Below are 12,854 nucleotides of genomic sequence, written 5' to 3'. Positions count from 1 at the left end.
CCTACTTTGGATTTACCACCTTAAAAGGGAAACTCCATTGAGAACGATCGGTTTTTTGTGGCAAACCACACTTCCTGTTTTGACCCTTGTCATGTTCATTTTATGGACAGCACCATCCGAGGGACAGTCTGTTTCTACACACCCTATTTCTTTCGAACATCTGGGGACTAGCCAGGGAATATCCCAAAGTACAGTTCATGCTATTCATCAAGATCAGGAAGGTTTTATCTGGATTGCTACCCGGGATGGTCTTAACCGATATGATGGACGCTCCTTTCAATCCTATCATCGACAGCCAAGGAAACCTGGCAGTCTTCAAAGTAGTGATATAACGGCGCTGGGAGGAGGAAAAGACGGTCAACTCTGGCTTGGTACCATCAATGGCGGTTTGCATCGTCTCAATGCTGATGGAAAAACATTCACCCATTATGGTAAAACTTCATCTGGTGTAGATGTAAGTCATTGGTCTATTAACTGCCTCGCCGAAGATGATCGTCAGCGAGTCTGGGCTGGTACAACAGACTATGGATGGTTAGTTGTAGATACGCGGACCGGCCAAGTAAGCCAGTATCGATTGGACACTTCTTCTGTTGGAAATGCATCAGTCCTTTCTGTCCTGACAGACAAAGACCATTCATTATGGTTTGGAATGGGAAATGGTATTCTGGCTCATTTGCCAAAGGGGCAGAATCAATGGGAAGTTTTTCGTATGCCTGCTGAGTCACACTCCAGAGCTGATTTTAATATAAAGGCCTTGTTGCGTGACTATCGTGGAAATCTATGGATAGGTACTAAAAACAGAGGCTTGTATCGTTTTATAGAAGGCAGTGGTCAATTTATAAAAGTATTTGACGAGCCGGGTGTATTTGAGAAAGGTAATTTTATAAGATGCCTCGCTGAAGATACTCAACATTCCATCTGGGCCGGAACAGATGATGGTATCCGTATATTACCTAATGGCGATTCAACAAACTGGATTGGACTTCATCCTGATCCGGTTGATGAACACAGTCTAAGCAGCCATGCTATTCAGTGCTTGCTCACCGACCAGTCAGGCAATATGTGGGCAGGTACATGGGAAGGAGGTCTGAACGTTCGATATGCAGAACCTAACAGATTTGAGATCATAAAACCTAACCCAGCTGGCACCCGAAGGTTACTTGCTCCTAAAGTTTCAGCACTGACTACAGATTTACAAGGGGATTTATGGGTAGGATCTGTGCGAGGAATTTTACGATTTTCGGGTAAAACTCAATCTAGGGTTACTATATCTGCACCCTCTGCTTTTAACACACAGGATGTATATACTCTCTTTACAGACTATCAGGGGGATGTGTATGCCAGCTACTGGAATGGGGGAGTAGTACGACACAAAAGAGATGGTACAAGCACTGTCATCCCTGTTTCTGAACAGACTGCACGGCATGTACTCTGTTTTGCTCAGAGAGGAAACGGTAAAGTATGGATGGTGCGCAATGATCTGAAGCTTTATGTATATGATCCACTTACCGAAAAACTAGAGCAGGCAGTCAATCTGTTCAACCTGTTTAAGTTGAAACAAAACATGACCATTACCTGCTTACTGGAGGATAAGCAAGGTTGGTTGTGGTTTGGCACTTATACCTACGGGTTAGTGGGATGGCATCCTCAGACTGGTCAGATAATTCATTATCAGGCCAAAGCTAAAGCTGGCAGCCTGAGTGATGACCACATTACCTGTCTCTACCAGGATAAATCGGGTAAACTCTGGATGGGAACAAATGGCGGTGGATTGAATTGTCTTCTTTCTGCCAATGGCAAGTTTCGTTTACTTACAAGCCAACAAGGGTTGTCAGGTGATGTGGTCAATAGCATTACAGAAGATCAATTGGGAAATCTGTGGATAGGTACAACTCGTGGCCTTACCCGCCTGACAATAGAAAACGAACACATGGTTGTATTTAATGAAGAAGATGGGCTACCCTCTGCAGAATTTACAAACCTGGCCTGTACACGTATGCCCACAGGTGAGGTTGCTTTCGGAACCTCACAAGGTCTGCTCATTGTACATCCTGAACGTTTTAGTGAAATTCCATCACCTCCCAAAGCTTACCTGGACGAATTAAAATTATTCAACAGACCAGTAGGTATTGGAACTGCTGGTGATCCATTACAAAAAGCACTCTCTAAAACCAGTCAGCTAGTGCTCAATCCTCAACAAAGTGTGTTTACCCTCACATTTGGAGCCTTGAGTTATGGTCGTAACAGACATGTCCGGTTTGCCTACCGACTTGACAACTTCGATCCGGATTGGAATTACCTGGACAACCAGGAAAATGCGACCTATACCAATCTTCCTCCGGGTCAGTATGTGTTTCGGCTAAAAGCTGCACAAAGTGGCCAGCCCTGGGGACCTGAAAAACGACTGGAAGTGATCGTTCAACCACCATGGTTCAAAACAGGCTGGGCAGTGGCTCTATACTTGGCTATTTTGCTGGTAATTCTTGGACTCATTCGTCAAATTGTGCGTATTCGTGAAAAACTCAAAGCAGATATTCGTATACAGGAGTTGAAAGCCGATAGCATTCGTCAACTTGAACAAGTGAGAACCAGTTTTTTTACCAATGTCTCCCATGAACTAAGGACTCCGCTTACACTGATTATTACTCCATTGGAAAAACTGCTAACAGAAGAGCTACCTTCTCCTGAACGGCTGCAACATCAGTTTCGTCTGATGAACCGACATGCAAACCGTCTGCTTCGGTTAATTAGTCAGCTTCTGGATCTTTCCAAAATTGAAAGTGGGTCTCTCAGGCCACAAATAAGCCAGGGCAACCTGTATCAGCATCTGGAAAATAGCATTCGTTCCTTTGAGCAATTGGCCGAATCTAAACAGGTTCAACTAAAATTACAAATTGACCCTACCCTCCGTCAGGCCTGGTATGATGCAGATATTACTGAAAAAATCATTTTCAATTTACTCTCTAACGCCTTAAAATATGTTCCTGAAGGTGGGCTGGTCTCAGTAGAAGCTGCAATCTGTGAAAATAAATTACAACTGGTCGTCAGTGATACTGGAGCAGGAATTGCACCGGATGAACTACCCCGAATCTTTGAACGATTTTATCAGGGAAAAGCATCTAACCCACTGGGTACGGGAGTAGGCCTGGCGCTGACGAGAGAATTAACAGAGTTATTGGGAGGGACTATATTTGCTTTCAGTACACAAGGTATAGGTAGCCAGTTTGTTGCCACACTCCCTATTGTTAGTACCGATTTTCCATCGGAGTGGATAGCCTCTTTCCCAGATGAGCCCCCCAATCAGGCTACTCAACAACTGACTCCTTCTGCAGAAAATTTTACTGGGGGCAGTCCTAAATCTATTCTTTTGATTGCTGAAGATGATCCCGATCTGCGTAGTTATCTTGCCGATTGTTTCACAGACTCTTATATTGTATTGCAAGCTTCTGATGGACAACAGGCACTTGACCTGACATTACAACATTTACCTGATCTGGTTATTACAGATTGGATGATGCCTGGAATGGAAGGCCCTGAACTATGTCAACATCTAAAGGCGGATGAAAAAACCAGTCATATCCCTCTGGTGTTACTAACAGCCAGATCCAGTCAGTCTCATCAGCTATCTGGTGTCAATGCAGGCGCGGATGATTACATAACCAAACCCTTTACTGCCGCTTTGTTAAAAAGTAGAGTTCACAATCTGATTGAAAACCGTCAGCGTCTACGCAGAGCATTCAGTCAGGAGGTTTGGTTACGCCCCAGCAATGTGAAGGTAACTTCATTGGATGAAGTATTTCTCCAGCGTGCAACTGCCCTGATAGAGGAACATATAGATGAACCTAACTTTGATGCAGAACAGTTGCAGGAAGGATTAAATATGAGTCAGATGCAGCTTTACCGAAAGCTAAAAAGTCTAACAGATTTGTCTGCCCGCGATTTTATCCGTTACATTCGCATTCAACGTGCCGCTCAATTACTAAAAGAAAGTCAGTTTACTGTTTCAGAGGTGGCCTATCAGGTTGGATTCAATGATCCAGGCTATTTTAGTCGTTGTTTCAAAAAGCAGTTTGGAAAAACACCGAATGAATATGCAAGTGAAAAAGTATAATGGCAATGAGATATAGAATAAATCTATGTGTCTCGGAGTGAGTGTTCTATCAGAGAAGTTAAGTGATCTCTGTGAGTTCATACCTGCGTCCTTTCCAGTATGTTGGTGATGCAAGAGCATATTGGATCAGCGTTGAAAATGTTATAAAATGAAAATATACCGGATAAATCAAAGCATATATATACAGGTGGTGAGCTTTTAATCCATGAACACAACTTAATGTTATTAGACCCTGTATCAGTAACAATCCTATCCATGAAAGCAGACTGGTAAAAGGTTGAGTAATAAAAGAAATTACAATAATTGGAAGTAGAAAAAGAGGTAGTAATGTCAGCATTCGAATATACCATGGCGTTTGCATGGCTGCATTCATCCACCGTTTTCGCTGATTGATAAGGTCATCAAAGGTAGGTAGCCCCTGAGTTTCTACCAGACAGTCTGCTGCAAAAAGTTGCCGGAAGCCATATCCTTTTTTAAGAACAGCCTTGAACAGTTGATGATCCTCACTAATGGAAAACCGCATGTTTTCATATCCACCTGTTGCCTTATAGGCTTCTTTGGTTACCAGCATATTATTTCCCAAACCTGAGATCGGTATTCCCCAATGTGACAAGTGATAAATCATACAGAGTGCCTGTGCCCAGTCAATAGCCTGCATTGCAATCCAAAGTGTAACAGGTTGAGATACTGTTACTCCGGAAATAATTCCTATACCAGGTGTATGTGCACTCAGCATAACCTCTATCCAGTTTGGAGGAACCGTTACATCCGCATCTGTAATGAGAAAATAGCTGCCTTTAGCAAAACGAATCAATTGAGCCAGTACATTAGCCTTTCCCCGGGCCATACCTAAATGGGTAGTAATCTTCTTATAGTGAAAATGTGGTTTATCACTAATATATTTTAGAACCAATGTTGCTGTGAGATCATTAGAGTCATCATCTCCAATCCATATTTCCAACTGATCTATGGGAAAGGTCAACTGATTCAGAGATTGCAGACATGTTAAAATAGAATCTTCTTCATTACGCGCGGCTATTAAAATGGAAATCATAGATGTATTGTTGATTTTATAATTGTTGCTCGTAATACTAAGTCTAAAAAATACATGCCTTGTGAATTGACAAACAGATAGTTATATATGAAAGTAAAAATTGAGTTGAAAAAAGTGAGTTCTTGAACTTGTCTATAGCATTATAGGGTAAGAAGATGTTTTTTTCCTTCTGAAATAATTATAAATGCAATAAGCCTGACCTTATATAAAGTAGGTCAGGCTTATTGAGCGAATAGGAATTGCGGAAAGATTCTACTTTCCTCAATCACCAGAGTTAAAATAACAGTTTAGAGCTTTATGACCTTTACAGATGTTGTTTGTGTTCCAGATCCCAACCGAATCAGATAAATACCTGCTTGTTTTCCCAAAGGTATTGTCTGAACCTCATTTTCCAGAGGAGCAGACACTGTTTTTTCAAACAAGACAGATCCTTTTGTGTCTATCACCTGTAAACGGACAGGCAAGCCACTCAATCCACTTAGACGTAGATCAGCCTGATCTGTAGCAGTAGGGTTTCCAAGTACTGTTACCTGTAAGCCTGTAGAAGCCTCTTTTGGTGCTATTCTGGCAGATGACGAAACTGTAGGTTCGATTCCATAAATACGCACCCCTTTATAATACAAGGTAATGTGGCTGTTTTCAGCAAAAGGTGCCGCAGGCATATAGGAATGATCATTTGTCTCATTAAATAGAGATCCATCTGATCTATAGATCTTGTACTGAATTTTTCCCGTACTGCTTAGCGGATATAATTTTCCTACTGATGAATCTATTTTAGATTCGAAATAGGTATCGGAATTTTGACCTGTACTAGCTCCAAAAACACCTGTCACCTTACTGGCACCCAACTTTGCGTATTCAATTGTATACGAAAGAGAAGAAGCATTATCGTCAGTAAACCAATACTTTATTTTCAGATCCTTATAGTCAACGGGTACATTGCCAGTATTCTCAATCGTAAGCCAGGTACGAATGGCGCTGGACGCTGTTGTATTCCTGTTTTCTGAGTAGACTTTCAGCGTTGTATCTGAAGCAATGCTTCCAGGTTCAGTACCCCACCAAAGTTTACCATTGCGATAGAGAGTGATGGATGGATTGGCTGTATAGGTAGTTGCATTAGAATAGGAATAATCATTGCTTTCCGAAAGCAGTTGCCAGTCAGTATTAGCAAATCTTGATTTGATCTGACCTGAGTTGCTTCCAGGTAGAATGCCTCCTGCAGAAGGATCAAATCCATATTCGATATACCCTAACGCATTGGTACGTGGATTAGTCATCTCTACGTATTTCATCGTTACCTTGTTATTTCCCAGTTGAGCATAATCAATCCAATGGCTGATACCTGCATAGTTTTCGGCTGTAAACCAATACCGGATTGTCAACTCATTGTATGGAACTGTAACATTACTCTCATTAACAACCTTGAGATAAGGACGCACACTGTTATTTGTCAGTTTACCTGTATCACCATCCATATAAAGCACTTTTAAACCAGACAAAACTGTTAACGTACGTTGTACTGAAGCAGCTGCCAAATAGGCGTTATTTCCGCTTTGTGAAGCAGTAATGATGCTGCTTCCTGGTCCCACAATCCGGATTTTTCCATTTGTAATGGTAGCAACTAAGGTATCTGAGCTTGATAAAGCGATAGGCAGACCTGAACTTGCAGAGACAACAGGAGTAAAATCTGCATCACCTACTGTTTTTACACTAAGGGAATCAAACGAAACCGTTTGAGAATCCTGTGCAACAGTAAGACAGAAATCATCCAGGTATAGCTCACCGTAAGGACCTGCCTTGGCCGCCCAAACACCTGCATACGCTGTATTGGGAGGAGTTATGCGGGTGACGGAAAAACGGGTGAAAACACTCGGTGTAGCAGAAGGATAGGCCTGAAGCTGGTTACTTGCGTTGGCAATTTTATTGCCATTGGCATCATAGTAATCAATGCCAATTCCTGCCCAATAAGGGTTCTGAAGTTGGTTGTAAGGATCTGGTGTTCGTTCTATTCTTGCCCAGACTTCAAAGGTAATTTCTTTCCCTCCTCCAACAATCAGATTACTACCATAATTAATAGCCGAGTTATCACCCATAACGGCAACACTTTTGAGTCCACTATGTGTAATGGTTTCACTTACTTTTGTCTTACTGCCATTGGGAAGGATCCAGTTAACGAATCCACTTTCAAAACCATTGTTGGTCATTAGACCACATGATCCTGCACTAATAACAGTAAGCTGAGCCGTAGAACTAACCCCACCAGCATCCTGTGCAGTTGCAATGATGTTCGCCGTTCCAACACCAATCGCCGTGATCTTGCCATTTGCATTTACAGTGGCAACACCGGGTGCGGAGGAAGACCAGTTTACATTTTTATTGCTTGCAGTAGCTGGAAGTACTGACGCTTTTAACGAGGTTGTATCTGCCACTCCTACTGTTAACGCTGATTTACTAAGCACAATCGAAGAGATTAAGATATTAGATACCGATACGGCACAAGTCGCTGTCTTATTTCCATCCTGAGTAGTTACAGTAATAGTTGCATTACCAGGAGAAATCCCTTTCAAAAGTCCATTCTGACTAACAGTCAAGACTGTTGTGTCTGATGAGCTCCAGGTATACGCTTTATTAGTTGCATTAGCAGGTTGCAAGGTTGCCGTTAATGTAACAGTGTTATTGACACCTACACTGGCCGTTGTGCTGCTAAGCGTAATCCCGCTTACTGGAATATTAGCTGCCGTTACCGTAGAACTAGCTGTAAAACCACCTTCTTCTGACGTTGCAGTAATGATAGCATTTCCAGGAGACATTCCTTTTACCAGCCCTTTGCTATCAACAGTCACAATGGCAGAATTGGAAGAACTCCAGAGTACCCGCTGATTGCTGGCATTGGCAGGAGTAGCTATTGAGGTAAGCCGGGTAGTATCACCTACACCTACGAAAAAGGAAGTCGGTGTAATGGCGATAGAAGTTAATGGAGTGAGTAATACTTCGATTGCACTGACAGCAGGATAACTATAATTTGCAATAGGACGGAAAACCACAGAAATCTGACCCGCACCATTCGAACGTATTTCAAACTCCCGAATAATGGCTTTGAATCTGCCCCCTGCCTGTGTATAAATGTCAAAGTTTTTCAATAATGTATCCGCTACTGAGTTTCCTGTCACATTAAATCTCCGTTGTCCTGCGTTTGTTGTGGTACCGATTTCTACAAAATGTAACCGTACCTTGTATTTGGAATTTGGTATGAGTCCTTTGTAGGTATAGGTCATTGGCTGTCCGCTTTGGCGTTGAGAGAGATAAACCTGTGCCGGTGCAGGATTTGTAAGGCCGGTTGTACTTACAGGAGTGGTAGTACCAGTGGTCCACATAGACCCAGACGAGGGAGTGTCTGCGATAAAATTAAGAATCGAAGGTCCACCACAGTTATTGGCGATAATACTCGTTCCTATGGTCACTGTACTGGTTGCTGTTTTTGCACCATCTACTGTTGTGGCAGTAACGACTGTTGTACCAAATTTAAGTGCAGACAGCAATCCACTGGAATTGATTTTAGCTACCGTTGTGTCTGATAAACTCCAGTTTACTGCTTTGTTGGTTGCATTAGCAGGAGTTATCCTGGCAATCAGATTTTGTGACGTTCCCAATCCCATAATAATGACCGAATCAAGGGCAATGCCTGAAACAGGTATTGTTGGTGTTACTTTCAGTGTGCTCTGTGCAGTCTTGCCGCCATCCTGAGTAGTTACAGTGATCGTAACTGTCCCAGGTGAAACACCTGTAACCAGTCCTGAGGCATTTACAGTAGCAATAGAATTATCCGAGGAACTCCAGCTAACGGCACTGTTTGTTGGATAGGTAGGAGTAAGAACAGATTTGAACTGTCGGGTGAATCCAACAACTACAGAATCCGACGCTGGTGTAACAGAAACGCTGGTTACAGGACCACCTGCAGGTTCACCAACAAAAATCCCATTGCCAGATGCTCCCAAAAACACTCTTCCATGGTAGTCAGCGGCTAAGTTTGCCACTACATCAGGAACAGTATCTAGAATAGTTGTCCAGTTTTGTCCATTATCATCTGATCTGAAAACACTATAGGTACGATTGTCTACAGTACCAGACTCAGAGGTTACAAAAACAATAGGATTGGAAGAGGCTGAAGTATCAGCTTTTCCAACTGCCACCCACTTAGGGTTTTTTACCACATTCGGATTTACTTTGGTAAATGTTTTTGCCGTATCTGTTGAATGATACAATCCGGTGGTAAAGGCAATCCAAAGGTCACCTGTCTTTCCTGGAGTTGTCTCTACATTCATCTGAGCAACATTCCCTACATTGGGAAGATTGGTAGCAGCAGCAGAAAAACTAACACCGCCGTTCGTACTTACATATACTGTACCACCAGAGTATACATAAAAAATATCCCCGTTAACTTTGTCAGCAGCCAATGGATTCATCCCTGCCCAGATGGTGTAAATATCTCCTGGCTTGAGAATACCAGAAGGAAGGCCTGTACTGGCAGTCCAGGTAGATCCAAGATTTGTTGAATAATAAGTCAAACCTCCTGTTGTCATTCCCTGTGTAACCCAAACTATCCTCTGGCTATTAGCAGACACAGCAACCCTTCCTCTTGCCGAGCCACTAGAAGGAACAGTCGGAAACTTCGTGTAACTAAGTCCGCCATTAGTAGAATAGCCACCAATAGCAACCCCATTCCATCCGTCGCTTCCTACCCGTGCAATAAAATCAGGATTTGTTTGCTGAAAGGCCACGCCAGATGTGTTTACTCCATTGAAGGTGCTAAAGAAGCTCGCCATCCCTTTTGCGGGTGGGCTGGTAAATGACTTATGATCAAATCCTCCTACATCACCAGTAGTAGATAACAAAAAATTACTTCCACTGGGTGGACAAACCATGTTTCCTGAAACCACAATTTCTTCCAGGCCAGCATCGCGAAGTTTCCAGTGAACCGTAGATGCCCATACATTGGTAGTCTGCCCAACATCGAGCATATCTGTAAACCATACATGACCTGCATTGAATGGATCAAACATAAACGCACAGATATTGTGGCCAAAATTTCCATTCGCTCCATTACCCAGTGAATGAGGTGCTTCTGAAGCATCCCGGGTTGTAGGCACTAAAGCAGTCCAGCTACCTGGTACTCCGCCTAGCAGGCTACGATAGGCAACATCATTGTTCCATGTTCCCGTTGTAGTAACAATCACTTCATTGCTATTGTGCGGGTTAACGGCTATACCTCCTAGTTCTTTTCCTGCCACAGGCGCTATCTCACTCCATGAACTTCCATTCCATTTATACAAGCCTTGACCCCCTAATGGTCGTGTTGCAGATTGTCCTACTTGGGTAACATATAGGGTTCCATCATTGCTGAAAGATGAACGTCTCGGTTCTCCCGGACTTCCATTCATCAGTGCAAAGGTGTTTCCGCCATCAGTACTCCTATATACTCCTTGTGAGCCTCCGATTAATATATTTCTGGTGACTCCATTGATAACTCCACCCGTTTTATCAAAAATGACAAATCTTCCTATATCTGAATCAGGAAAAGATGTATTTACCTTAACCCATGATCCTACAGCACCCGCTGATGTGCTTTTGTATGTACCATTGTAGGTGGTTGTTACATACACTATATTACTATTATTGGGATCAACAGCAATTCGGTCGGTATAAGCTTTATCTGATGCGTTAGGTGTAACTTTTATGGATAATTGACAATCTGTCCAGGTTTGACCTCTGTCTGTGGATTTCATCAGCGTTCCCATTGACGTTCCTCCTCCTGGGACTGTACCTTTTCCTGTAGCGATAGTCGCATACAGTATATTACCTGTAGCATCACTTGGGTCAAAGGCGACTTCTGCACATTTTGCACCTCCTTCCCAGTTCCAGTAAGTAGTAGGAATTTTACCAAACAACATCATCTCTTCCCATTTTTGGGTAGTGGCATTCCATCGGTAGGGAGTTCCGACATCTTTTGTAATAAAAAACAGATTAGGCACTTTGGGGTGTGCTTTAATACTTGTTACAAACCCTCCACCACCTATCGGAACTGTATTCCAGTTGTAGGTCTGTGCGGTTGTGATACCGATACATGCACCACTTACTACCATTGCAAGCAGCATCATTCGCATTAATTTTCTCATAGGAATTGTTTTGAATAAGAATGAAAGATGACAGAAGTACTCTTCCAAAAAGTGAGAGGAGAGTGCATCCTATGTAAGTAGTATTACGCCTTATTATTTATCAAAGCAGATAAATAACATCCTTCAGACAAGTCAAATGGTACAATCCCCATATCCTATTTTACTTTTTTTATTTATTAGTTAATATTTTTAGAGGAGTATGAGTTTTGGATCAGACAACATATGGCTTAAATTGGGCAGGACTAACATATTTCTCTATATGTATATGTAGTAGATGAGATATATAGTTGAAAAAATGATATGGCTTTCCCATATGAATCACTAAAATTATATTCATTACAAGGGTTTGATTGAAAATGAATAAATGCTCATCCTTGTTTATTCTTAATAGATCAGTTATTTCAAAACCCAAAGAGTATAGAGTTTGGTTATTTTTTAAACGATTCGAACTATGGGCACTTGTTGCGTTGAGGTTGTTTCACATACTGTAACTCCAATCTGACAAGCTAAGAATAAACTTTAGAGAAGTATACGCTAATTGATTATACTACCGAATTTACTTATCAGTGAGGATATGGGCTTTTAATTGTGATTTGCTTAATTAGACAGGATGTGTAACTGCTTCATCCAGATAACTAAGAACATTTCTTTGGTACGTAGGTATAAGTTAGTAAGAGAATGTAAAGTATTTTGAAGACAGATTTTTCTTGATAATATTTTTTTTCTGTTAATTGATGAGTGTAATGGTTTCATTATCAGATATATTGGTGAAGGTATTAACTTAATGTGAAAAAAAAGTTGAAAAAAAGATAGGGTGGATTTGTATTTTAAATAATTGTCCTTACCTTTGTGTCCCCTTACGGAAGAAGGCGCTGAGAAGCGAAATAAAAAGAGGAGAAAGAGTGTTGAAAATGACTCTTTATTGTCAATCGGGAATAATGATTTCTGATTTTGTTCGCTAGAGTTTCTAGTGTTGATTATTGAAATAATAGATTCTGTTTTTTTTGAAAAACAGAAGGTGGTGAAAGCGAGTGGCAGATAAGAGTATCTCTCCGGCAATACAACCCCATTTCTGATTTAGACTTTCTTGTTAGTGTTAATGACAAGCTGCAAAGTCAAGAAAAAAAAGTATCAGAAGTTAAAATTCTATTTTTGTGTTTTAGTATCTCTTGTGAGACTAGACTTTTAGGTCACCATGTTGACTGTAAGCATACAAATGTGTGTGGAGGTTAGCAAACGTTCTTTGAATATTTGGCAGACAAAACAGCATAAAAAGCAAGCGTAAACGAATAAGCGCATTTGTTGGTTGCTACTTCATTGAAGTAGTTAATTTGACAAGTCAATTTCGAAAAATAAAGTAAGCCATCAAACAGACACTGTCCTTTATCGCTAGCAATAGCAATAAAGGACAAAACTTCATATACTATGGAGAGTTTGATCCTGGCTCAGGATGAACGCTAGCGGCAGGCCTAATACATGCAAGTCGAACGGGTAGCAATACCAGTGGCGCACGGGT

General features: G+C 41.6%; 3 protein-coding genes and 1 rRNA gene. 2 read left to right on the top strand and 2 right to left on the bottom strand.

What is annotated here, in order from left to right:
* Positions 1 to 37 precede the first annotated feature (37 nt).
* A complete protein-coding gene (locus QNI15_RS36120) occupies positions 38 to 4,111 on the top strand; it encodes a hybrid sensor histidine kinase/response regulator transcription factor (RefSeq protein WP_314036809.1) in 4,074 nt (1,357 codons plus the stop codon).
* 58 nt (positions 4,112 to 4,169) lie between these two features.
* On the opposite strand, the gene QNI15_RS36115 is transcribed toward QNI15_RS36120, so the two are convergent.
* Positions 4,170 to 5,165: a glycosyltransferase gene (locus QNI15_RS36115; RefSeq protein WP_314036807.1), complete on the bottom strand. Its 996-nt coding sequence runs from the start codon at positions 5,163 to 5,165 to the stop codon at positions 4,170 to 4,172.
* A gap of 287 nt (positions 5,166 to 5,452) precedes the next feature.
* Complete coding sequence (locus QNI15_RS36110) at positions 5,453 to 11,338, bottom strand: Ig-like domain-containing protein (RefSeq protein WP_314036805.1); 5,886 nt, start codon at positions 11,336 to 11,338, stop codon at positions 5,453 to 5,455.
* Between the two features lie 1,422 nt (positions 11,339 to 12,760).
* On the opposite strand from QNI15_RS36110, the gene QNI15_RS36105 reads away from it, so the two are divergent.
* Positions 12,761 to 12,854, top strand: a 16S ribosomal RNA gene (locus QNI15_RS36105); the annotation flags it as partial.

It is taken from the genome of Xanthocytophaga flava (genome assembly GCF_030068545.1).
Taxonomy (GTDB): domain Bacteria; phylum Bacteroidota; class Bacteroidia; order Cytophagales; family 172606-1; genus Xanthocytophaga; species Xanthocytophaga flava.
The sequence above is the reverse complement of the archived record's forward strand: the minus strand, read 5'-3'. Positions and strand labels throughout refer to the sequence as shown.